A 24,987-nucleotide genomic window follows, 5' to 3' on the forward strand; every position below is an offset into this window, starting at 1 on the left:
AAGGTTCTCTATTTTTTAAATAACAAAATATTTTTTAACTCTATTATTATCAGAATAATTAGGAGATAGGATTATTATGTCTATTAATATTAAAGGTAGAAGTTTTTTAAAATTACTCGACTTTTCATCAGCTGAAATTCAATATTTATTAAAGCTTTCTAAACATTTTAAATCATTAAAAATGGCGGGTATTCCTCATCGCTCTTTAGAGGGTAAAAATATCGTTTTATTATTTGAAAAAACCTCAACACGTACACGTTGTGCCTTTGAAGTTGCGGGTTATGATTTAGGAATGGGAGTTACTTATCTTGATCCAGGCTCATCACAAATGGGGAAAAAAGAGTCTATTGAAGATACTGCGCGTGTGTTAGGGCGTTTCTATGATGGTATTGAATATCGTGGTTTTGATCAGTCATTAGTTGAAGAATTGGCAGCGAAATCAGGAGTACCTGTATGGAATGGTCTTACCGATAAATTCCATCCAACTCAAATGTTGGCGGATATGCTGACAGTTGAAGAAAATTTTGGTCATTTAAAAGGGCTTAAGCTGACTTTCTTTGGTGATGCCCGCAATAACGTTGCTAACTCTTTAATGGTGGTTTGCGCGAAATTAGGCTTACATTTTACCGCATGTGGCCCAGCATCTTTAATGCCAGAAGAGCAGCTTGTGAAGGAATGTCGTGCAATCGCAGCTGAAAACGAAGGCTCTATTACATTGACAGAAGATATCGAGAAAGGGGCAAAAGACGCTGATGTTCTCTATACCGATATTTGGGTTTCAATGGGTGAGCCAGACAGTGTTTGGGATGAGCGTATTCGTTTATTAAAATCCTATCAAGTTAATGAATCTATGATGAAAATGGCAAATCCACACGCTATTTTCTTACACTGTTTACCTTCATTCCATGACCGTTTAACAACTATTGGTGAAGATATTTATCAAAAATTTGGCTTGAGTGAAATGGAAGTGGCAGACGGTGTTTTTGAGTCCCGCCAATCAAAAGTTTTCGACCAAGCTGAAAACCGTATGCATACCATTAAAGCCGTTATGTTTGCGACTTTAAGCTAAAGCAAGGAGTTAACGATGCCTAAGAAGGTATTTATTGCTTTAGGGGGAAATGCACTGGGCAGTACGCCACTAGAGCAAAAACAGATAGTACGGAAAACCGCAAAACCGATTGTAGATTTGGTTGAGAAAGGCTACCAAGTCATTATTGGTCATGGAAATGGTCCGCAAGTAGGGATGATCAATTTAGCTATGGATTATGCATCGCAACAGAACATAGGCACCCCTTATATGCCATTTGCTGAATGCGGTGCAATGAGCCAAGGCTATATCGGTTATCATCTACAACAGGCGATTAATGATGAATTATGTACGAGAAATCTGAATAAAAATCATGGCTGTGCAACCATTGTGACGCAAGTGGTTGTTGATAAAAATGATCCTGCTTTTTTATCACCCACAAAACCAATTGGCGCGTTTTATACTCAACAACAAGCAGAGGCTATTGAAAAAGAGCATGGCTTCCACTTTATGGAAGATGCAGGGCGTGGATATCGTCGAGTTATTCCATCACCCAAACCGCAAGAAATTGTGGAATCACCAATTATTAAACAGTTAGTCGAACGCAATATTGTGGTGATCACGGTTGGTGGTGGTGGTATTCCTGTTATTCGAAAAGGGGAGCAATTAGAAGGTATTGATGCTGTTATTGATAAAGATAACTCTAGCGCTAAATTAGCTGTCGAATTAAAAGCAGATACTTTATTAATATTAACGGCTGTTGATAAAGTCGCTATTAATTTTAATAAACCAGAGCAAGTGAATTTAGATAAATTAACCCTTTCCCAAGCTCAGGAATATATTTCTCAAGGGCAATTTGCAAAAGGAAGTATGTTACCTAAAGTCGAGGCTTGCCTTAATTTTATAAAAGAGAGTGATAAAGGTGTACAAGCGATTATTACTTCTTTAGATAATGCATTATCTGCTTTAGAAGGAAAAACAGGTACAACAATTATTTCTGATTAATATCATACTTATCATCATTCTAAATTTAATTCTAAAAATAAACACTGCCAGTTAGATATTATTTCTACTGGCAGAGTTACCTCTTATTTAAGTCGAGGGCGCTTATGAAACTTAAAAAGTTTGCGTTTCCGACCGCATTTACTATTTTATTTGCAATTACAGTAATTGTGGTTGGCTTAACGTGGATTATTCCGGCTGGCGAATATCAACGATTAAGTTATAACTCAACAGAGCCATCATTAGTGGTTGCGAAAATAGATGGTTCTCATGAAGTGTTACCTGCAACTCAAGCCACATTAAATGATTTAAATGTCTCTATTGAGATTGATAAATTCACGGATGGGACAATTAAAAAACCGATAGCAATACCCGGAACCTATGAACGCGTAGCACAGCAACCTAAAGGGATAATGGATATTACCGAAAGTATGGTGAAAGGGACGATAGAGGGAGCTGATGTTATTGTTTTTATTCTTGTATTGGGGGGGCTTATCGGAGTTGTTAATAAAACTGGCGCATTCAATGCAGGTTTAACAGCACTGGCAAATCGAACCAAAGGCAAAGAGTTTTTAGTGGTATTTGGTGTCACGATTATATTATCCATAGGCGGGACAAGTTGTGGGATTGAAGAAGAAGCCGTCGCCTTCTATCCCATATTAGTCCCTATATTCTTAATATTGGGCTATGACGCTATTGTGTGTGTCGGGGCTATTTTTCTTGCCTCTTCAATGGGGGCAGGTTTCTCAACTGTCAATCCTTTCTCCGTTGTTATTGCATCAAATGCTTCGGGGATCAGTTTTATTGAAGGAATTGGCTTTCGTACTATTGGGTTAGTGATTGGTACGATCGGTGTTTTGGTTTATTTATATTGGTATTGCAAGAAGATCAAAAAAGATCCGGCTTTCTCTTATAATTATGAAAATGCCGAAAGTTTTAAACAGCGCTTTTTAAGTAATTACGATCCTAATGAGATATTAGAATTTTCGTGGCGTCGTAAAGTGATCCTCTGCTTATTTGTTGCTGCTTTTCCTATTATGGTTTGGGGCGTTATGGACATGGGCTGGTGGTTCCCACAAATGGCGGCTCTGTTCCTTGCTATCGCTATCATCATAATTTTCCTTTCTGGATTAAAAGAAAAAACAGCCATTGATGGATTTATTCATGGGGCTTCTGAACTCGTTGGCGTTTCATTAATAATTGGTTTAGCTCGTGGTGTTAACCTTGTGATGGAACAAGGTAAAATTGCCGATACTATCCTTGAGTTTATGTCTCATATGGTTGCAGGAATGCCACCAAGCCTATTCTTATTAGCACAGCTCGTTGTTTTTATCTGTCTAGGTTTTATTGTTCCTTCCTCTTCAGGTCTTGCGGTTTTAGCGATGCCAATTATGGCGCCATTAGCTGACGCAGTTGGTGTTCCTCGTTATATGGTGGTATCAGCATATAACTGGGGGCAATATATTATGTTGTTTTTAGCACCTACCGGACTGGTGTTAGCGACATTGCAAATGCTAGATATCTCCTATAACAAATGGCTTAAATTTATTATGCCGATGGTGATATTTATGTTTGTACTTTCAGCAACACTGTTATTGGTTCAAGTCGCTTTTCTATAAAATTAAATTGATGTGTTTACGTTATTAAATGGATTTTTGGTTATTCTGTAATGTGAAATTAATCTAGTTTTTTATGCTGCAATCGGAGTTATTTTTTGATTTTCACTAGAAGTGATCTAGCTCTCGTTTTTAGCGGTGATAAAAAATAAACCGAAAAAAAAGGTTGTTAATTTGTAGAAGTTATGTTTTTTTAAATATAGATAACACGTAAACACATCACTAAATTAATTGATAGGTAACCCATGATCATCACTAATCTACTACAAAGCCTACGACTAACAGCGCACATCGCGGCTGTGGTTGTCGTGCGTGTGGTGGTGGTCGTCGGCAAAGCGCCGTAACGGGTCCGAATCAACACAATTTCGAAACCCCGCCGGCGCACTAACCGGGCGGGGTTTTTCTTTTCTACCTGCCCATCAAGTCCGGCTTAAAACAAAGGACAGATAAAAATGGGTGATCAACAAGAAAACGCCACAACAAGTAGAACGTTTACTGGTGCGCAATTAATCGTTTATTTACTGGAACGGCAAGGCATTACGACAGTTGCAGGGATCCCTGGTGGTGCAGCGCTTCCGTTGTATGACGCATTGAGCCAAAGTAAATCTATTCGACATATCTTAACTCGCCATGAACAAGGTGCTGGTTTTATTGCACAAGGTATTGCCCGTGCAAATGGTAAACCTGCTGTTTGTATTGCTTCAAGTGGACCGGGTGCGACAAATTTAGTCACAGCAATTGCCGATGCTAAGCTTGATTCTATTCCTTTAGTTTGTATTACAGGTCAGGTATCTTCAGCGATGATTGGAACTGATGCTTTCCAAGAAGTTGATACTTACGGCATGTCTATCCCAATTACTAAACATAACTATTTAGTTCGTGATATTGCTGAGTTACCTGAAATTATTTGTGATGCGTTTCGTTTAGCGATGTCAGGAAGACCGGGTCCTGTTTGGGTTGACGTACCAAAAGATATTCAGCAAGCCAAAATTACATTAGAAGTGTTACCGCCTATTCCACAAAAAGATCCTGTTCCCGCATTTAATACTGATTTAGTGATACAAGCGGCGCAAATGATTAATCAGGCTAAAAAACCTGTTTTATATTTAGGTGGGGGGATCATTAGCTCGGAAGCCTGTAAAGAAGCAATTGAATTAGCAGAGAAAAACAACCTGCCAACAACAATGACCTTAATGGGGTTAGGATTAATGCCACCTTCGCATCCTCTGTATTTGGGGATGTTGGGTATGCACGCGACTCGTAGCACCAATTTTATTTTAGAAGAAGCCGATCTGTTGATTGTATTAGGGGCTCGATTTGACGATCGCGCCATTGGTAAAGCCGAGAAGTTTTGCCCTAATGCTAAAATTATTCATGTTGATATCGATCGCGCTGAAATTAGTAAGATCAAACGCCCTGATATTGCGATCCACGCTGATGCAAAATCAGTGTTATCACTGTTATTACCATTGATTAATACAAACAAGCGCAATGAATGGATAGAGCGTGTTACGACACTGAAACAAGAATATCCATTAGAGATGAAAAACTCTGAAAATATTCTGAGTGGTTACGGTATTGTATTGGCAGCCGCAAATTGCGTAGATGATGATGCCATTATTACAACAGATGTTGGGCAACATCAGATGTGGGTAGCACAAGCCTATCCGTTAAATCGACCTCGACAGTGGTTAACGTCTGGCGGTTTAGGTACGATGGGATTTGGTTTACCAGCAGCAATTGGTGCCGCATTAGCTGAGCCAGATAAGAAAATCCTCTGCTTCTCAGGGGATGGTAGCATTATGATGAATATTCAAGAATTTGCTACGGCAGCTGAACATCAATTAGATATCAAAATTATTTTGATAAATAATCAGGCGTTAGGATTGGTTCACCAACAACAAACGCTGTTTTTTGAAGAGCGTATTTATGCTGCGGCTTACCCTTATCAAACAGATTTTATTCGTATTGCACAAGGTTTTGGTTTAGATACCTGTGACTTAAATCAGGAAGCGGATCCTGCCAGTGCGCTAAAAGCAGCGATTGAAAAACCAGGTCCATGTTTAATTCATGTAATGATTGATATTCATGAAAAAGTATTTCCAATGGTACCGCCAGGGGCGGCAAATATTGAGATGATAGGAGCTTAATTTATGTCACAACAATCACAACCTATCGCGCTGGAATTGATTGTTCGCAATCATCCCGGTGTTATGACCCATATTTGTGGGCTATTTGCTCGCCGTGCATTTAACGTCGATGGTATTTTGTGTTTACCGATGAAAAATAGCGATAAAAGCCGGATTTGGCTATTAGTGCAAAAAGATGATCGCTTAATGCAGATGGTGAGTCAGGTAGAAAAGCTTGAAGACGTAAAAGAAGTGAGATTCAGCGATGACTTACGTGTTTTTGAGCAAATGGAAAGTTATTTAAATTAATACAGATTGGCTCTCTCTTTAATCATTAAGAGAGAGCCAGAATTTTATGAGTGTATAAATTTATTCTGTTTTAGTGGTGATTTTCTTCAAGCTGTTGTCTGTCCTCACATTCCATCTGTAACGTAATATGGTTGATATGGAATTGCTCACGAAGTTGTTGCTCAAGGTGAATTCTAAGTTCTTCATGATTGGCATTAGGTTGATAAACGATGTGTCCACTTAAAATAAGTTTACTTTGTGTGAGTGCCCATAAATGCAAATCATGAGAGCCTACAACATCAGGATTATTATTAATTGTTTCAGTAACCTGAATAAGATCGATACCGCGAGGCACGCCCTCAAGTAAAATATTCAGACATTCTTTAAGTAATATCCAAGTTCGTGGGAAAACCATAAAACCGATTAACACGGCAATAATAGAGTCAACAAGCTCCCAACCTGTAAACCAAATAATGACCGCACCAATAATTACGCCAATTGAGCCCAACATATCAGCCCAAACTTCTAAGTAAGCGCCTTTTACATTAAGGCTTTCATCCTTTGTGCTGGTGAGTAATTTCATTGAAATCAGATTAACTACAAGACCTATTAACGCGATGATAAGCATCCCAACAGATTGAATATCTGGAGGAGAAGATAAGCGCTTATAGGCTTCATATAAAATATAGAAAGCGACTGCCATTAAAATAAGTGCATTCATGGTTGCTGCTAATATTTCAAAGCGTGCATAACCATAAGTTCTAAAAACATCAGCGGCTTTTCTGCCTGCATGAATAGCGATCAGTGCAAGTAAAAGTGCGAAAGCATCCGTCATCATATGCATGGCATCGGAAATTAATGCCAAGCTACCCGTTAAATAACCACCAATAAATTCGACTAACATAAATGATGATGTTAAGCCGAATGCAATTAATAATCGCGATTCAGGTAGTGTTTTTACGTCCGCATGTTCATGATTTCCACTCATTGAAGTTCCTTATTATCCGAATAGCATTAATAAAAACATAGCTGAAAATAAAGAAAAATAAATTAGATAAAGAGAGGATTTCTAGACAACTTGAAGCGAATATGAAGACATTAAATGAAGGGGTATTGATCGTTAAGTTCACACGATAATTAAAACCAGTTAAATGATTTGCTAATTATCGTGTGAGTAATAAAGCTAGGGCAATAAATTGATTAAGGACGATGGTGGTAATGCTGTTGATTTGGGCTAGACATAATCACAGAGGCGCGCAAATGGCCTTCTACACAAATATAAGAGTGGGGCGCATTACCATGAAAAGCATAAAAATCACCGGTTTCTAATAAAACCGTTTCGTCGTTATCAAAACGCATCATTAATTTACCAGAATAGACCATGATGTGTTCTTGAGTACCATCTGCGTGAGCAGGGCTATTAATAATCGCACCATGCTTCATTTCGATATGCCAAATCTCAGTAATATTGCCGATACCAATACGGAATTTAAACTCTTGAGCATAATCCCCAACGATAGGTTTATGTCGTTCTAAACGAGGGTATTCTTCACGCGTAAAACTAAATAAATCTCCCAAAGGAAAGCCAAGCGCTATCGCGATAGCCTCTAAGGTATCGATTCTAGGATTAGAATCACCGGATTCTAATTTTGACAATGCAGCCTTGGATATTCCCGATTTTCTTGATAACTCATTAAGTGACAAGTTTCGAGATTGTCTTAACTGTTTGACTTTATTACCAAGGTATTCATTCGTTTTTTTAGGAGGTTGTGGGTTCATTGCCAATTCAAAATATCGTTAGTTTAAAAGTGTCATTCCGATTAGATAATAACACTAATTAGCTGTATTCGGAAAAATGAGATCCTGTTTCTGCTGTATTTTGCGAATAGTTTTACGATCACTGTTCGATTTTTAATAATTACGCTAATATCCTTCATTAAATGATAATTATTCAAGGTTTATTATGATGGACTTACTTAGTTGGTCTGATCTTTTTATTTGCTTACTTACCTTATTTTTTGCTTATGTTATTTTCGGTATGGCTGGGTTTGGCTCGGCGTTAATTGCAGGCCCAGTATTAGCACTTTATTTGCCTCTTTCAATGATAGTGCCTTTATTGGCATTAATCGATTTAAGTGCTGCCATAGTGAATGTCTTAAGAGATGGTAAACAGGCAGATTTTAAAGAGATACGCTATCTTATTCCGCTTATTATTATAGGTAGTCTTGTTGGTGCAACAATTTTATTAACCACACGACCTGATTTACTTTCTCTTCTTTTAGGTATCTTTGCCGCTTGTTATGCAATCTATGCACTGTTTTGGAAAAAACAGGAAAGCCAATTTTCTCAACGTTTGGTTTATCCTTTTGGGTTAATTGGTGGGGTATTTAGTGCTTTGTTTGGTAGTGGTGGTTTTTTATATGCGATTTATCTATCAGGCAGAATTGCAGACAAAAATAAGTTTCGTATTACACAAACCACATTGATTGGTTTTAGTACACTAACGCGAGTGGTAATTTTCTTATTTGCGGGTATTTATTGGCAATTGGATATTCTTAAGTTAGCCGTTATTTTCTTGCCCGCGATGTTTGCTGGTGTGTGGTTAGGGCGAAATTTAACATTACGTATGTCAAAAGCACGATTTATGAGTGTGATTTATACCATTGTATTGGCATCAGGTACTGTGCTTATCTACCGTTATTTTTCTTAAGCGTTGTAGGATAAATGACGGTGAAGTGAGAATATTGTGAAAGGTAAAGATCTTCGTGAGTCAAACGGAGATCTTTCTCTGATTAACGTTACTTTTTAAGCATGTTTATCTATTTCTTATCCCCTATAATATAACAATATTTTATTTAACCACCTTCCTTTTATTACAGAGGTTTCTGTTATTCACAGAAACAAAATAACATGTCACATCAAAATTATCGCCAATCCGAAGTTTTTGCGATAACAACTATCACGGTAAGTATTGGCGTTATCGGGATTGTTATCGGATTAACTATTCCTATGGTTGCACTACGCCTCAATTTAGTGGGTATTAGTGAATCTATCATTGGACTTATTTCCGCCGCGCCAGCTATTGGGATGTTAGTTATTTCACCTTTTGCTCGGCGTATTGTGCAATGGATTGGTAAACGCTTTGCGATGCTATTAGCAACCATTGTTTCTGCAATCAGTTTATTACCTTTAATGGGAAGCTTACCGCTAGAGTTGTTATTTCCTTTACGACTTATCACTGGTATTGCCAGTGGTGTGATGATTTGTTTAGGAGAGACGTGGATTAATGAGCTTTCGCCAGATAATAAACGTGGGCGAATTTTAGCGGTATATACCACGGTATTTACCATCAGTCAGTTATTAGGGCCTTCAATTATTGCGCTTTATGGTGTCGCAGATAAGACACCTATTTTAATTAGTGTCTTTATTCATATTATTTCTATTGTCCTGTTTTTAATGATGGATCAGAAAACAGGAGATAAATTACCGAAAGATACGCAAGAGCCTAATTTCTCTATTATTCGCTTTGTTAAAGTTGCACCCGCAATCTGCGGCGGTATTGTTTTCTTTGCTTTTTTTGATGGTACCGTGCTTTCAATGTTTCCTATTTATGGCTTAAGTGTGGGACATACTGAAGCGATTGCAGCAATGATGATAAGCGCTATTTTAGCCGGTGACGCCATTATGCAAATGCCATTTGGCTGGCTTGCTGATCATATGAACAGAACGCGGTTATATCGAATTTGTGGTGTGGTGACTTTACTCGCAAGCTTATTATTACCGATCACGATGTCTCATACATTTTTGATTTGGCCTTTATTACTGGTGCTGGGTGCAACAGCAGGTGCGATATACACCATTGCGTTAGTACAAATAGGGCAATATTTCTCAGGTAATGATCTGATGGTTGCAAATGCGTCTGCGGCGATGTTATGGGGAATTGGTAATTTATCTGGACCTTTACTGGCTGGCGCGATGTCAGAAATTTCTTCATCTTCACTACCATTCTTATTGGTTGCAATGACGGGTTTATTCTTAGTATCAACGATGGAACGTTGGAATCTAGGCGTTGAAGCACTGAACAGTAGCTCATCTTAATATCATTCCTCTTCTATCGTATTCCATTTAGAGTGATAGGAATATGATAGAGGAACTCTCTCTTTTCTTTATTTCTAAATATTTAGTTTTATCTTATTGTTTTTTATAAATGATTATAATTATCTTTCGTAATTATACTTATTTTAAAACTTATTAAGAATAATCTAGAAATGCCTATATTGAACAGAAAGTTGTTTGCTAAAACAACGTTTATTCATCTAACGTTAGAAGTAGAAGATGACACCATCTTCAGATAAAAAATAATGAATACTGCAAACCATTAATCGCCACACATTGGGAACGGGAGGTATTATTTATCTAGGCAACTTATTAAGGCTACTAATAATAGATAAATATACCTAGTTATCAGGTTGTTTAATATAATTTTAATAAAAACAATTGGTTAATCTGTTTTTCTACTGTGAGATAAACATGATATTAGATGATTGTATAAAAGTAGAATGATGAGGAAAGTAGATAGTCGCTTTCCTCTTTTTCTTTTTTTCTGACTTTAAATTATCTTTTTATGACATTTTTATTAAAAATGTATTTTTTCGCTTGATTCTTACCCTAAAAGCACCAGATAATCGTTTGCGTCAAATTCTCTCACTCAATCTACACGAAAAACCAAACGTTTGCTTTTGACTCCCTCTTAAGATTTTTATCAATAAGAGGTTATTTTAATTGATACGTAATCGTTTTCGTTTTTTGGAGAGTGAACCGTTTTTATGTCAGAGGAATGTAATGTCTGCTAATCAATCAGCAACCACAGGTAAACTGGATAGCTATTTTAAACTTACAGCTCGCGGTACAACTGTTCGCAAAGAAATGATCGCCGGTTTGACGACATTTTTGGCGATGGTGTATTCCGTGATTGTTGTTCCTAGCATGTTAGGACAAGCCGGTTTTCCACATACAGCGGTTTTTATCGCAACCTGTTTAGTCGCGGGATTGGGCTCTCTTCTAATGGGATTGTGGGCAAATCTTCCTATGGCAATTGGTTGTGCTATTTCATTAACAGCATTTACCGCTTTTAGCTTGGTCTTAGGACAAAACATCTCTGTACCTGTTGCTTTAGGTGCCGTGTTTTTAATGGGGTGTTTATTCACCGTATTCTCATTAACCGGCATTCGTACTTGGATCTTAAAAAATATTCCAATCGGTATCGCACATGGTGCGGGAATAGGGATAGGGCTATTTTTACTTTTAATCGCAGCAAATAGTGTTGGATTAGTGGTGAAAAATCCATTTGATGGCTTACCTGTTGCAATGGGGAAATTTACATCATTCTCTGTTCTTATGTCACTTGCTGGATTAGCCGCTATTTTCGGATTAGAAAAACGTAAAGTACCGGGTGGCGTGCTATTAGTGATTGTGGCTATTTCGATTATTGGTCTTATTTTTGATCCTAATGTGAAATATCAAGGCATCTTTAAAATGCCTCAATTAGGTGAAGAAGGGCTTTCTTTATTGTTTGCGATGGATATTAAAGGTGCTTTACAACCTTTAGTTTTACCAAGTGTTCTTGCGTTAGTAATGACAGCGATTTTTGATGCAACAGGGACTATCCGTGCCGTTGCTGGTCAAGCAAACTTATTAGATAAACGCGGACAAATTATTAATGGTGGAAAAGCACTAACTTCTGACTCTGTCAGTAGTATTTTTGCTGGTGTGATTGGTGCCGCTCCTGCTGCGGTTTATGTTGAATCAGCCGCAGGAACAGCCGCTGGTGGTAAAACAGGATTAACCGCAACTGTGGTTGGTATTTTATTCTTACTGATCCTTTTCTTATCGCCTCTCTCTTATTTAGTTCCAGCTTATGCAACGGCACCTGCATTAATGTATGTAGGTTTATTGATGCTAGGCAATGTCACTAAGCTAGATTTCAGTGATTTTGTTGACGCAATGTCAGGCATGGTGTGTGCTGTATTTATTGTTTTAACGTGCAATATCGTCACAGGCATTATGTTAGGTTTCGGCTGTTTGGTGATTGGTCGTGTATTTGCCGGAGAATGGCGTAAACTCAATATTGGTACAGTATTAATTACTATTGCTCTAGTGGCATTTTATGCGGGTGAGTGGGCAATTTAATTAAAATAATCGGTTTTAAAGACAAAAGGCGGAATATATTTTTATTCCGCCTTTTTGCTATTTATTTATCTACTTTTATTCGCTATTGTCGAAATTAAACCTAGTTATTAAATAGTTGGTAGAATATATGCAAGAAATAAAAATACGCCACGGTGAACCTGACGACGCATCAGCAATTCAACAGTTATATACACATCCTGATTTATATATTTGTACTTGCCAATTTCCTTATCCTTCAGTCACGATGTGGAAAAAAAGATTACTTGAATTTTCAGAGCAAAATATCCCTAATTTTGTTGCAACCATTGATGGTCAAGTTGCGGGACATTTAGCACTGATAATCGATAATCACCCTCGTCGTCGCCACATTGTCAGTTTTGGTATCGGTGTTGGCGCTGAATACTCTGGGAAAGGTGTCGGTAAGTTACTCATCAATACAGCAATTGATTATGCTTTCAATTGGTTAGCAGCCACACGATTAGAATTAGAAGTGTATTCAGACAACGAAAGAGGTTTGCATCTCTATAAGAAGTTAGGCTTTGAAGTTGAAGGTGTACGTCGTAAAGCCGCCTTTAGAGAGGGCAAGTATTGTGATGTTGTTATGATGTCGATGTTAAGAACAATTGAATAATCATTAGCACTACGAGTTAGCTCTCAAATTTAATCGCTATTGTTATTTATCTATTATTTTTTATTTAATTACTTAACGTTTTACGTTTTTATACGGTCTATTACATTGCTTAGACTGAAAAAGAGAAATAAAAACGTATGCTTTCTATAATTAATGCCGTTAATAAATAGAGAGTAATAATTTGCATACAATGTGCGGTGTTAGATACGATTAATCTTAATTTTTAAATATTCTCACAGAGTCTGTGTGGGATCTGTTTAAAATAAGCGTGGATGCATAGATAGAGATAAAGAAAGATATGATGCGCAAATTTTACATAATGTGTTTCTTTATCATTCGGTAGGTTTTCCTTATGACAAGGAAAAGATGCTAGGTTTTCAGGATAAAAATAGGCATGTAAGGGTAACATGGAAATTTTCTTTACTATTTTGATTTTAATACTGGTGGTTTCAGTTTCGGGAGTTATCACAAAATTAATTCCCTTTCGTGTTCCGTTACCATTAATACAGATTGTGATAGGGGCTTTATTGGCATGGCCTCAGTTTGGTCTACATGTCACTTTTGATCCTGAATTGTTCCTCGTTCTATTGATCCCACCTTTGCTTTTTGTTGATGGTTGGAAAACACCGACACGAGAATTTATCCAAAATGGGCGTGAGATTTTTATTCTTGTGCTTGTTTTAGTCATGGTGACAGTTGTTGGTATCGGTTATCTGATTTATTGGATGATGCCAAGTATTCCTCTTATTTCTGCATTTGCATTGGCGGCAGTACTTTCGCCAACAGATGCGGTCGCACTCTCGTCCATTGTCGGTAAAGGGCGAATACCTAAGCGAATAATGGGTATTTTAGAGGGTGAAGCATTAATGAATGATGCTTCAGGTCTGGTTGCCTTGAAATTTGCGGTTGCTGTAGCAATGGGCACAATGGTGTTTACTGTTGGTGGTGCAACCCTTGAATTCTTCAAAGTCGCTGTTGGGGGATTACTGGCAGGTATCGGTGTCACCTTGCTTTACAGTAAATCTCTACGATTAATGAGCCGTTGGAGTGGAGACGATCCTGCTACACAAATCGTCTTTATGTTGCTGCTGCCTTTTGCCTCTTATCTTATTGCAGAACATATTGGTTTTTCAGGTATTTTAGCTGCTGTTGCTGCCGGTATGACTATCAGTAAATCAGGCGTTATTCGTAATGCACCGCTTGCGATGCGTTTACGTGCCGATAGCGTGTGGTCAATGCTTGAATTTGTTTTTAACGGACTTGTTTTTATCATGCTTGGCTTACAACTTCCTATTATCTGGACAAGCTCTGTTATTCAAGCAGATCTTGACCCTGAAGTTGAAGTCTGGATGTTGTTTGCAGCTGTCTTCGTTATCTACTTTGCACTGCTGATCCTGCGATTTACATGGTTATGGCTAATGAAGAAAATTAGCCGTATCTTTATGAAAAAGCATCCACTTGATTTTGCTAATTATACAACGCGTGAGTTGTGGTTATCGTCATTTGCTGGTGTTCGTGGTGCTATTACGCTTGCGGGTGCACTCTCTATTCCACTATTTTTAACCGATGGCAGTACATTCCCGGGGCGTTATCAAATTATCTTTATTGCTGCTGGCGTTATTTTGCTGTCGATTTTAGTGGGTATTATTTCTCTTCCTTTCCTATTAAAAGGCGTGAAAGCAACCGACAAAGAAGCTGACAAAAATGAAGTGCGCTATGCACGTAAAGTAATGGCAGAAGTAGCAATTGTCAGCCTGAATAAAATGGAAGAGCGTTTAGCAGCAAGTACTGAAGAGCAGTTAGATGCTGAAGAAATTAATGAAGTGGCTTCTCGTGTAACGGGGTATTTAAGACGCCGCACAGCAAATCAAGATGAAATGGTTCATAACGCGTTAGAAGAAGATCTCGAAAGGCGTTTTCGCTTAACGGCATTACGTGCTGAACGTGGTGAGCTTTACCATCTAAGAGCGACGCGAAAAATCAGTAATGAAACGCTCCAATTATTGCTACATGAATTGGATTTAATGGAAGCATTGTTAGTAGAGAAAGACAGTTAATTATGTGGTTGCTCGTTATTACAACACTGTTATGGGCAGCCTCTTTTAGCCTGATCGGCGAGTATCTCGCGGGTCAGGTTGATAGCTGGCTTTCTGTTCTGATCCGCGTTTCTTTGGCGGCTTTGGTCTTCTTACCTTTCTTACGTTGGAAGGGAATTCGTTTTAAGGTGATTTTGCTTTATATGCTCGTGGGAGCTTGCCAACTCGGTATTATGTATCTGTTTGTCTTCCACGCTTATAACTATTTGACTGTCGCAGAATTTTTACTTTTTACTGTATTAACACCGCTTTATGTCACGTTAATTTATGATTTATTAGAGCGTCAGAAATTACGTTGGGGTTATGCATTTAGCTCATTATTAGCGGTATTAGGTGCGGCAATTATTCGCTATGACCATTTAAGTGATGATTTTTGGTATGGATTATTATTAGTGCAATTGGCTAATATTTTCTTTGCTATCGGTCAGGTGGGTTATAAACGGTTAATGGAAGTACATCCTATTCCTCAACATCATGCATTTTCTTGGTTTTATCTTGGTGCAGTTGCGGTTTCATTGGTTGGTGCATTGTTTTTTGCTGATTGGCAGAAAATGCCAACAACATCACTACAATGGAGTGTTTTACTCTGGTTAGGAATTGGCGCTTCTGGAATAGGGTATTTCATGTGGAACTATGGTGCCACACAAGTTGATGCCGGAACCTTAGCTATTATGAATAACATGATGGTTCCAGCTGGGTTATTAGTGAACTTCTCTATTTGGCAACAACATCCAAATTGGCCAAGTTTCATCATAGGCGCGAGCCTGATTGTTGCATCACTTTGGATCCATCGACGCTGGATACGCCGACCTGCTTTACAAAAGGAAGATTGTTAACAGCGTGCTGACCTGATAAGCGAATAAATTCTCGAATTGCCGGTTGATGTTGCTCTCCACTACGGTTAGCGGCATATAACCGGCTCCATAATCCCTCTCCTAATGTTTTTGTAACAACTAATCCCTGTTTTTCAAAATTCTCAACAGCCCAATGAGGTAATGCAGCAATACCCATACCGGCTGCAACCATTTGAATTAATAACAACGTATTATCGACGTGTTTAAAATGTGGAGTGATCCCTGCGGGCTGCAAGAAATGACGCCATACATCAAAGCGCTCTCTTTGTACGGGATAAATAAATAGCGTTTCTGCAATTAAATCTTGTGGCTGAATATGTAAGCGATTAGCCAGAGGGTGGTCTGGCGATAAAACTAATTTCACTTCATAGTCAAATAACGGTGTGTAATGTAAACGAGGATCATCCAAGATATCGGAGGTTAGCACTACATCTAATTCACGCTGTAATAATGCGGGTTGTGGATCGAATGTCACTCCGGAATGAAAATCAACAGTCACTTCAGGCCATGTTTGACGATATTGCTGTAATGCAGGGGTTAACCATTGAATGCAACTATGGCATTCGATAGCAATATTCAAATTCACACTACCCGGTTCATTACACGCTTCAATCGCCCTACGAACGATAGGCAATACTTCTTCTGCTAATTTAACGAGCACTTCCCCTTGTGAAGTAAAGCGCAGTGGTTGGCTTTTACGTACAAAAATTCGATAGCCAAGGCGATGTTCTAATTCACTAAACTGATGTGAAAGAGCCGATTGTGTTTGATGCAGTTGATTTGCTGCGTTAGCAAGAGAGCCAGTGTGCTTCAAGGCTAAGATCGTTTTTAAATGTTTTATTTCTATCATGAGAAACCTTCAGGTTGTTGATGAAAAATTTGCGCTTGTGATTTATACACTACCTGTAGATTATGGATGTGTAAACATCTAGACGGCTAAAAATAGGATTTTAATTATGACAATTCGCAATCACACACTCGGTTTCCCTCGTATTGGCTTAGATAGAGAGCTAAAAAAGGCGCAAGAAAATTATTGGGCAGGCAAGATTTCACAGGAAGAATTGGTTGCAGTGGGTAAAGAACTTCGCGCTCGCCATTGGCAACAACAAGCAGATGCAGGTATTGAATTATTACCTGTCGGTGATTTTGCTTGGTATGACCAAGTATTAGGTACAAGCCTACTGTTAGGTAATGTGCCACCTCGTCATCGTAATGAAGATGGCTCACTCGATCTTGATACTCTATTTAGAGTCGCTCGTGGTAGAGCACCAACAGGTAAACCTGCTGCTGCATCTGAAATGACGAAATGGTTTAATACTAACTATCACTATATCGTACCGGAATTTCAGCAAGGTCAGTCATTTACCTTTGCATGGAAAGAGTTGCTAGAAGAAGTCGATGAAGCATTAGCACTGGGTCATAAAGTAAAACCTGTTTTACTCGGTCCTGTGACTTACTTGTGGTTAGGTAAAGTGAAAGGCCCTGAATTTGATAGATTAACGCTGTTAAAAGATATTTTACCTATCTATCAACAAGTCCTTACTGCATTAAAAGAGAAAGGTATTGAATGGGTGCAAATTGATGAGCCTGCATTGGTACTCGATTTACCTGTTGAATGGCAAAATGCGTACCAAACAGCTTATCAAGCATTAACGGGACAAACTAAATTACTGCTGACAACCTATTTTGATGGTATTTCTCATCATCTTGATATTATTAAAAATTTACCTGTTAATGGGCTTCATGTTGACATTTCAGCTGGGCTAGATGATTTGCAACATTTACACCAAGCGTTACCTAAAGACTGGGTACTGTCATTAGGTGCCATTAATGGTCGAAATGTTTGGAAAGCAGATTTAAGCGCACGTTATCAGCAAGTGATTGCGCTAAAAGATAAGCGTCCTTTGTGGATCGGAACATCATGTTCATTACTGCATAGCCCAATTGATTTAAATGCAGAGACGAAACTTGATGATGAAGTAAAAAGCTGGTTTGCTTTTGCTGTTCAGAAATGTGAAGAAGTGGCTTTGTTAGCCAAGGCGTTGAATGCACCAGAAGGTGAGTATGATGAACAATTGGCACAGTACAGTGCGCCAATTCGTCAACGTCAGCACTCGACTCGTGTACATAATGCAACAGTTGAGGCTCGTTTACAGGCAATTGAAGCACAAGATAGTGAAAGAAATTCACCTTATACTCAACGTGCAGAAGTACAACGAGCTCGATTTAATCTGCCATTATGGCCTACGACCACGATTGGCTCATTCCCGCAAACAACAGAAATTCGTACTGTTCGTTTAGATTTTAAGAAAGGGCGTATAGATACGGCAGCTTATCGCACAAATATTAGTGAACATATTAAGCAAGCAATATCAGAACAAGAAAACCTTGGTCTTGATGTATTAGTTCATGGCGAAGCTGAACGTAATGACATGGTGGAATATTTTGGTGAACATTTTGATGGTTATGTGTTTACGCAAAATGGCTGGGTACAAAGTTATGGCTCACGTTGTGTAAAACCACCAGTGATTATCGGTGATATTAGTCGTCCTGTACCGATTACCGTGGATTGGGCAACTTACGCGCAGTCATTAACGGAAAAACCAGTTAAAGGCATGCTTACAGGTCCTGTGACAATTTTATGTTGGTCATTCCCTCGTGAAGATGTGACGCGTGAAACAATTGCAAAACAGATTGCATTAGCACTGCGTGATGAAGTGGATGATTTACAGAAAGCGGGTATTGGTATTATTCAAATTGATGAGCCTGCATTACGTGAAGGATTACCACTGCGTCGTAATGAGTGGCAAGCTTACCTTAATTGGGCTGTCGATGCCTTTAAATTAAGTGCCGCTATTGCCGATGATGAAACACAAATCCACACTCATATGTGTTATTGCGAATTTAATGACATCATGGATTCTATTGCAGCACTGGATGCGGATGTTATTACTATTGAGACCTCACGTTCAGATATGGAGCTTTTAGAAGTCTTCGAACATTTTGATTATCCAAATGAAATTGGACCGGGTGTTTACGATATTCACTCACCTAATGTACCAAATGTGGAATGGATCGTGGGTTTATTAAGAAAAGCACAATCTCGAATTCCCGCAGAGCGTTTATGGGTGAACCCAGATTGTGGATTGAAAACACGAGGCTGGCCTGAAACACGCGCAGCATTAGCGAATATGGTTGAGGCGGCTAGGTATTTGCGTCAGAACGTGTAATAAAATAATTAATTATTTATTAGCCTGTTATTTTTGATCTGTTACTTTAGATAAGTCGCGCAGTCAAAATAGCAGGTTAAATTTATATAAAATAAAAAAGAAAGGTATTCATTAAAACTTAGAGTAAATCTTATTATTGATATTCATGATAGTTGCTATACTGCGAAAACTCTCTAATTTTATGGATATAATTATTGTGCAAACTAGCATTAAACTTTCGGATAAAGTATTAGATGCTTTTCCAACTCGACCTTTGAAATTAGTTCCACTAAGAGGAGACGGTGGATTATTTCGCACCTTATTCTTAGTTATTTTCATGCTAGCAATGACGGTATTTAGTGCTTATCAAATTCCCAATATTCTTTATGATTATAAAATCAGTGAGAATGCAGTACCTGTTGACGCTACGGTGAAAGGCTCTTGTCGCTCGCAACTCTTTGTTCTTACTAACTGTAGTGTTGATTTGCGTTATAAAGGCAATGAAGTTTCGCGTAATTTTACTTTTTTAGATTTAGGTCCCAAAGATGTGTTAGTTGAACCCGTCGCTGATGCAAATGATCTAAGTAAAATGACCGTTGATGTGGCGATAGATAATATTTGGCTTCGTTTAATTAGCACTATTATTTTTATCGGCTTATTTGGTTTTAGTGTGATCTTTTTTATTTATCGTCAAATATTGACGAGTAAAGTGAGAAAAGCATTATTATCAGTGGGAACTCAGCCTTTAAAATTAATAGCCATCCCTGCAAAAATGGTTGTGAGTAATAAGCAATTTATTGCCACTTATCGTCTTAATTTAGATGGTAAAGATATTCGTATTGCTTATTCAGGGAATAAGAAAACCCCTCCTATTGTGATTGAGCAAAATGGAAATACTTATGTATTAGCCGTTTATTCACCACAGCAGAATATCCCTTATGCTTTAGATGTACCTTTAGAACGTATTCAGGCAACACCTGAAGAGAAACAACGTTTTCATGAAGCGTTGATTGAAGAAGGTTTGCTGTAATCAATTTTGATTATTAAGAACGTGATGCGTTTTCTCTTATGGGATGTAAGGGAAAACGCATTAAAACAGTCGGTTTATTTAGCCACCGAAAATCTTCGCTTTTAAAATATCCATACCAGCACTGACTAAATCTAAGTCTTTAGGTACAACGCCATCCGGTGTGACTTTATCAATTAATTTAGGCAAATATTGAGCCGCCATTTCAGAAGCTTCTGTCGCATTTAAATTAATTTTTGACGCAAGTTCATTAATAACAGGCGATGAAAAAACCGCTACGATTTGTTCAGCACTGATAGGTAAATTTGTATTGGTACTTATCCAAGATTGAATAAGCTCACTTAAACCCGCTGTATCAAATTGCTTTACTAAGCCTTCAATGCCGCCTTGAGATCCAATCCAGTCAAGGACAGTTTTATATTGATTGATTTTTTCGCCACCAAGTAGGCTCGCAATTTGGTTAAATAAGCTCATGTTTACTCCAGTGACGATGTGTTTGTCACATTAGGTGTTTATTTTAAGGGCGGGTAGTGTACGCGTTATGTTCGTCATACTTCAAGCTACTCGTCATACTTCAAACTGTAGCGTTGTTGACTTCATTCTCTCGCGCCAGTCACATACTATTGTATGCTCCTAGCGACTCGTTCGTTTGTCGCCTAGCTACATCTTGAACTATTTAGAGTATTTACTCGTCATACTTCAAGTCGTAGCGTTGTTGACTTCATTCTCTCGCGCCAGTCACATACTATTGTATGCTCCTAGCGACTCGTTCGTTTGTCGCCTAGCTACATCTTGAACTATTTAGAGTATTTACTCGTCATACTTCAAGTCGTAGCGTTGTTGACTATATTCTCTCGCGCTAGTCACATACTATTGTATGCTCCCAGCGACTCGTTCGTTTGTCGCCTAGCTACATCTTGAATTATTTAGAGTATGTATTTGGGTATTTATATTCGCTAGGGTTTTTATTGCATCTATACTAGTAAGCGAATATGGGTGATGTATTCGCTGAAAATGTATTTCGAATGCCATTTTTCGTGATTATGGTCGCAATTTTATGAAATTGTTACTTTGTTTGGTGCCTTGTAAGTGATGTTAGTCACTAAAAAGGTCTGGAAAACTGATACAGTAACTTTTAATTTAATGATCATTGGTTTTGTCCCATTGAGGAGTCCGATATGTCTGATGTATTTCACTTAGGTTTAACCAAAAATGACCTACAGGGTGCCACTTTAGCAATTGTTCCAGGTGATCCTAAGCGTGTTGAAAAAATTGCAAAATTAATGGATAACCCAGTTCATCTGGCTTCTTTACGTGAATACACGTCATGGCGTGGCGAAATTGATGGCAAAGCCGTCATTGTTTGCTCAACAGGTATCGGTGGTCCATCTACCTCTATCGCAGTTGAAGAATTAGCGCAGTTAGGTATCCGTACTTTCTTACGTATTGGTACAACAGGTGCAATTCAAGAGCATATCAATGTAGGTGATATCCTTGTCACCACTGCTGCGGTTCGTTTAGATGGCGCAAGCTTACATTTCGCACCAATGGAATTCCCAGCTGTTTCTGATTTTGAATGTATGAACGCACTGTATAAAGCCGCTAAAGACAATGGCTCAACTGTACACGTAGGGGTTACTGCATCTTCAGATACATTCTATCCAGGACAAGAACGTTACGACACCTATACAGGTCGTGTTGTTCGCCGTTTCAAAGGCTCTATGAAAGAGTGGCAAGAAATGGGCGTAATGAACTATGAAATGGAATCTGCAACATTATTAACAATGTGTGCAAGCCAAGGTTTACGTGCAGGTATGGTTGCGGGTGTTATCGTAAACCGTACTCAACAAGAAATTCCAGATGCGGAATTACTGAAGAAAACTGAAAATAATGCACTAGGTATCGTTATCGAAGCCGCTCGCATTTTAATGAAATAAGTTTTTTTTAATCAAATATGAAAGCCCTTAATACATAAGTATTAAGGGCTTTTTTTGTATGGTAATTCATCAAGTTAATGTGTTAACAGGCGCTGATTTCTGTTAAGGTCTTTGAGGTCTTAACAATACAACAATGAGAAGAGGCATTATGACTGATATATTACAAACACATCCTTCGGTGTTGCCTTTAGTCGGCGGAATTAACTTCCGTGATTTAGGCGGTAAAAAATTGAGTAACGGTGGGGTTATTAAACCCGGAATGCTCTTTCGCTCAGGCTCGCTGGATAGATTAACCAATACAGACCAATCTCTTCTCATTGATAAAAATCTTTTTCAAATCATTGATTATCGCGATACTGGTGAAATCGTTGATAAACCAGACCGAGTCTGGGACGGTGCGCAATATTATCATGCACCCGCCAATCCGTTATCCAAAGAAGTCTCTGCCAATCTTGAAAAGCTGACACCTGAAATACTTGAGCAATTTGATGCTAAAGCCTTTATGTTTCAGCTATATAAATTGTTACCTATTAACAACCCTGCCTATAAACAATTAGCTACGTTATTAAAGCAGCCCGAAAAGGGGGGCGTAGTGCAACACTGTGCAGTAGGTAAAGACAGAACAGGTGTTGGCTCAGCTTTAGTGTTATTCGCACTCGGTGCATCTTTAGATGTGGTAATGGAAGATTACTTGCTAACCAATGAAACATTAGCGCCTTATCGCGCTTATCTTTTAGAAGAACATGCCAAAACAATGAGTGATAACATTGTTGATAAATTTGCCTATGTTTATTCAGTACAAGAAGAGTTTCTGCAAACGGCATTAGCGAGTATTAATCAGCATTACGGTAATGTGGATACTTGGCTAGAAAAAGATATCGGTTTAGATGCTTCTAGCCGAGATGCCTTACAAAATTATTTTCTAGAGTAATGAAGTGATTTATATTCGGTTAATCAGAATATTTTATTTCACTTAGGTTAACCGAATTTAAGGTCTCTATTTTGACAGTACAAGACATTATTCATACCATCACCCTCTTTGTAAAAGAGCACGAGATCTGGGCTATTCCGATCGTGTTCTTTCTTGCTTTTGGTGAATCACTCGCGTTTATCTCTTTGCTTATTCCCGCCACGGTTATTTTATTGGGATTAGGTGCCTTAATTGGTGAGAGTGGCCTGTTTTTCTGGCCGATTTGGCTTGCGGCTGCATTAGGCGCTTTCTTTGGTGATTGGATATCGTACTGGGTAGGGTTTCACTATAAAGACGGTGTGAAAAATTTGTGGCCAATTTCACGTTCACCACAAACATTGGTTAGAGGTCATCAATTCTTTAATCGTTGGGGAATTTGGGGGGTGTTTATTGGACGCTTTTTTGGGCCTTTTCGTGCAATTGTTCCGTTAGTTGCGGGTATTTGTGCGATGCCACAACGTTATTTTCAAATTGCTAATTTAACATCAGCCATGATTTGGGCTTTTGGCATTTTGGCGCCCGGTGCTTTTGGTTTGCAATGGCTTGCGAAATGGATGGGATAACTGCGTCCTTTATCGCAAATCAAGTCATGATGTAAATTGTTGCTAGACAATATTACCTATGCGTTTTAACGTAGCCCGCTGGAAAGTAAAAAGGTCACTTTAGTGGATATTCAGTTGTTATATGGGATCATTGGTTTATTAGGTGGTGTACTTGTTGGAGGCGCGTTGGTTTGGTGGTCTATCCAACAACGTTTATCCGATAAAGAAGCCATGTTACGTGAAAATCATACACAGCTTGCTATCGCTCAAGAAAAAGCGGTAATTATCCCTTCTTTACAACAACATATAGAACAACTAGAGCAAGAATTACGTGCTCAGCGAGAAATTATTACCTCTCAAGAAGCTGAATTAAGAGAAGTGACAACTCGCTGGGAAGAAAGCCGAATATCCGCAGAAGAAAAACAACGATTATTAATAAATAGTGAGCAACGGCTTGCAACGCAGTTTGAGAACTTAGCTAATCGTATTTTCGAACAAAGTGGACGTAAAGCTGAAGAGTTGAATCGCCAAGGATTGACACACTTACTTTCCCCCTTTCGTGAACAGCTCGAAAGCTTTCGGCGACAAGTTCAAGATGGTTTTGGGCAAGAAGCCAGAGAGCGACATACCTTGGTTCATGAAATTCGCCAGCTTCAACAATTGAATGTAAAAATGGCACAAGAAGCCGTTAACTTAACTAATGCCTTGAAAGGGGATAATAAAGTTCAAGGTAACTGGGGCGAGACAGTATTAGCACGTATATTAGAGTCTTCAGGATTACGTGAAGGTCATGAATTTGAAACACAGGTGAGTATTCGACATGAAAATGGTAGTCGCTATCAACCTGATGTAATTGTGCATCTACCTCATGGTAGAGATGTTATTATCGACGCTAAAATGTCGCTGGTGGCATATGAAAAGTATTTTAGTAGTGATAATGATAATGAACGCAAACAAGCGCTTTATGCGCATGTGAACTCAATTAAAGCGCATATTAAAGGATTGAGTGTAAAAGATTATCATAAACTACCGGGTGTAACGTCTTTAGACTATGTTTTAATGTTTATACCTATTGAGCCCGCTTATCTTGTTGCGATTGGTCATTCTCCAGACTTGCTAGAAGAAGCATTGAAAAACAATATTATGTTAGTTGGGCCATCTACTTTACTTGTTGCTTTGCGTACAATAGCCGCATTATGGCGTTATGAATATCAAAGCCAAAATGCGCAAGAAATTGCAGACAGAGCGGCTAAAATGTATGACAAATTAAGACTTTTCGTTGATGATATGCAAGGGCTAGGAAACAGTATTCAAAAAGCGCAGTCTGGCTATCTATTAGCGATGAAAAAACTCTCTGAAGGTCGTGGAAATCTAATCAGTCAAGCGGAAGGCTTTAAATCCTTAGGGGTTGAGATAAAAAAAACGATTGATAATGATCTCATTGAAAAATCAGCATCTGATTGATTTGAT

At 38.4% G+C, this 24,987-nt stretch carries 22 protein-coding genes; 18 read left to right on the top strand and 4 right to left on the bottom strand.

Translation table 11 applies throughout. The features are described from left to right. The first annotated feature begins 76 nt into the window (after positions 1–76). From argF to ilvN, 6 genes are all read left to right on the top strand, one after another. Positions 77–1,069, top strand: coding sequence for an ornithine carbamoyltransferase (gene argF, locus D7029_RS01995; protein WP_088493920.1), 993 nt, complete (start codon positions 77–79; stop codon positions 1,067–1,069). A 15-nt stretch (positions 1,070–1,084) separates the two neighbouring features. Further along, the gene (gene arcC / locus D7029_RS02000) at positions 1,085–2,032 is read left to right on the top strand and encodes a carbamate kinase (protein ID WP_194951707.1); all 948 of its coding nucleotides are present in this window, start codon (positions 1,085–1,087) and stop codon (positions 2,030–2,032) included. A gap of 104 nt (positions 2,033–2,136) precedes the next feature. After that, a complete protein-coding gene (locus D7029_RS02005) occupies positions 2,137–3,648 on the top strand; it encodes a YfcC family protein (protein WP_075672261.1) in 1,512 nt (503 codons plus the stop codon). A 242-nt stretch (positions 3,649–3,890) separates the two neighbouring features. Next, the gene (ivbL, locus tag D7029_RS02010; RefSeq protein WP_088493917.1) at positions 3,891–3,989 is read left to right on the top strand and encodes an ilvB operon leader peptide IvbL; all 99 of its coding nucleotides are present in this window, start codon (positions 3,891–3,893) and stop codon (positions 3,987–3,989) included. Between the two features lie 108 nt (positions 3,990–4,097). Next, positions 4,098–5,795 carry an acetolactate synthase large subunit gene (gene ilvB, locus D7029_RS02015; RefSeq protein ID WP_088493916.1) on the top strand — a complete coding sequence of 566 codons (1,698 nt, stop codon included), beginning with the start codon at positions 4,098–4,100 and terminating at the stop codon, positions 5,793–5,795. Between the two features lie 3 nt (positions 5,796–5,798). Then, positions 5,799–6,083 (top strand): acetolactate synthase small subunit, encoded by a 285-nt coding sequence (gene ilvN / locus D7029_RS02020; RefSeq protein ID WP_069368073.1) that lies wholly within the window; start codon positions 5,799–5,801, stop codon positions 6,081–6,083. Positions 6,084–6,153: 70 nt separating this feature from the next. Here the strand turns inward: ilvN and D7029_RS02025 are convergent, their stop codons facing one another. After that, the gene (locus D7029_RS02025; protein ID WP_194951708.1) at positions 6,154–7,050 is read right to left on the bottom strand and encodes a cation diffusion facilitator family transporter; all 897 of its coding nucleotides are present in this window, start codon (positions 7,048–7,050) and stop codon (positions 6,154–6,156) included. Between the two features lie 212 nt (positions 7,051–7,262). Next, positions 7,263–7,841: a helix-turn-helix domain-containing protein gene (locus D7029_RS02030; protein WP_069368071.1), complete on the bottom strand. Its 579-nt coding sequence runs from the start codon at positions 7,839–7,841 to the stop codon at positions 7,263–7,265. A 184-nt stretch (positions 7,842–8,025) separates the two neighbouring features. On the opposite strand from D7029_RS02030, the gene D7029_RS02035 reads away from it, so the two are divergent. From D7029_RS02035 to D7029_RS02060, 6 genes are all read left to right on the top strand, one after another. Next, positions 8,026–8,772, top strand: coding sequence for a sulfite exporter TauE/SafE family protein (locus tag D7029_RS02035; protein WP_160229926.1), 747 nt, complete (start codon positions 8,026–8,028; stop codon positions 8,770–8,772). A 200-nt stretch (positions 8,773–8,972) separates the two neighbouring features. Then, positions 8,973–10,160: an MFS transporter gene (locus D7029_RS02040; protein WP_194951709.1), complete on the top strand. Its 1,188-nt coding sequence runs from the start codon at positions 8,973–8,975 to the stop codon at positions 10,158–10,160. Positions 10,161–10,904: 744 nt separating this feature from the next. Next, positions 10,905–12,251: an NCS2 family permease gene (locus tag D7029_RS02045; RefSeq protein WP_088493913.1), complete on the top strand. Its 1,347-nt coding sequence runs from the start codon at positions 10,905–10,907 to the stop codon at positions 12,249–12,251. A gap of 127 nt (positions 12,252–12,378) precedes the next feature. Next, positions 12,379–12,882 carry a GNAT family N-acetyltransferase gene (locus tag D7029_RS02050; protein WP_075672273.1) on the top strand — a complete coding sequence of 168 codons (504 nt, stop codon included), beginning with the start codon at positions 12,379–12,381 and terminating at the stop codon, positions 12,880–12,882. Positions 12,883–13,289: 407 nt separating this feature from the next. Then, on the top strand, positions 13,290–14,939 hold the full coding sequence (locus tag D7029_RS02055) for a Na+/H+ antiporter (protein WP_088493911.1): 1,650 nt from the start codon (positions 13,290–13,292) through the stop codon (positions 14,937–14,939). Positions 14,940–14,941: 2 nt separating this feature from the next. Beyond that, entirely contained in the window at positions 14,942–15,814 is an 873-nt protein-coding gene (locus D7029_RS02060) for a carboxylate/amino acid/amine transporter (RefSeq protein ID WP_194951710.1), read from the top strand. Here the strand turns inward: D7029_RS02060 and metR are convergent. Continuing rightward, complete coding sequence (metR, locus tag D7029_RS02065) at positions 15,729–16,682, bottom strand: HTH-type transcriptional regulator MetR (RefSeq protein ID WP_075672279.1); 954 nt, start codon at positions 16,680–16,682, stop codon at positions 15,729–15,731. The two genes, D7029_RS02060 and metR, sit on opposite strands and share 86 nt — an antisense overlap. A gap of 106 nt (positions 16,683–16,788) precedes the next feature. On the opposite strand from metR, the gene metE reads away from it, so the two are divergent. Both metE and D7029_RS02075 read left to right on the top strand, forming a co-directional pair. Next, positions 16,789–19,062 carry a 5-methyltetrahydropteroyltriglutamate--homocysteine S-methyltransferase gene (gene metE, locus D7029_RS02070; protein WP_194951711.1) on the top strand — a complete coding sequence of 758 codons (2,274 nt, stop codon included), beginning with the start codon at positions 16,789–16,791 and terminating at the stop codon, positions 19,060–19,062. Positions 19,063–19,243: 181 nt separating this feature from the next. Continuing rightward, positions 19,244–20,071, top strand: a complete 828-nt coding sequence (locus D7029_RS02075; RefSeq protein ID WP_194951712.1) for a hypothetical protein — start codon at positions 19,244–19,246, stop codon at positions 20,069–20,071. Positions 20,072–20,149: 78 nt separating this feature from the next. On the opposite strand, the gene D7029_RS02080 is transcribed toward D7029_RS02075, so the two are convergent. Further along, a complete protein-coding gene (locus tag D7029_RS02080; protein WP_194951713.1) occupies positions 20,150–20,542 on the bottom strand; it encodes a YidB family protein in 393 nt (130 codons plus the stop codon). A 704-nt stretch (positions 20,543–21,246) separates the two neighbouring features. Between D7029_RS02080 and udp the strand changes: the two genes are divergently transcribed. From udp to rmuC, 4 genes are all read left to right on the top strand, one after another. After that, a complete protein-coding gene (gene udp, locus D7029_RS02085) occupies positions 21,247–22,005 on the top strand; it encodes a uridine phosphorylase (protein ID WP_023583501.1) in 759 nt (252 codons plus the stop codon). 148 nt (positions 22,006–22,153) lie between these two features. Beyond that, entirely contained in the window at positions 22,154–22,936 is a 783-nt protein-coding gene (locus D7029_RS02090; protein ID WP_194951714.1) for a tyrosine-protein phosphatase, read from the top strand. A gap of 71 nt (positions 22,937–23,007) precedes the next feature. After that, positions 23,008–23,538: a DedA family protein gene (locus tag D7029_RS02095; RefSeq protein ID WP_088493904.1), complete on the top strand. Its 531-nt coding sequence runs from the start codon at positions 23,008–23,010 to the stop codon at positions 23,536–23,538. A gap of 102 nt (positions 23,539–23,640) precedes the next feature. Beyond that, a complete protein-coding gene (rmuC, locus tag D7029_RS02100) occupies positions 23,641–24,981 on the top strand; it encodes a DNA recombination protein RmuC (protein WP_102949417.1) in 1,341 nt (446 codons plus the stop codon). Positions 24,982–24,987: the final 6 nt, after the last annotated feature.

Source organism: Proteus vulgaris (assembly GCF_016647575.1).
Lineage (GTDB): Bacteria > Pseudomonadota > Gammaproteobacteria > Enterobacterales > Enterobacteriaceae > Proteus > Proteus mirabilis_B.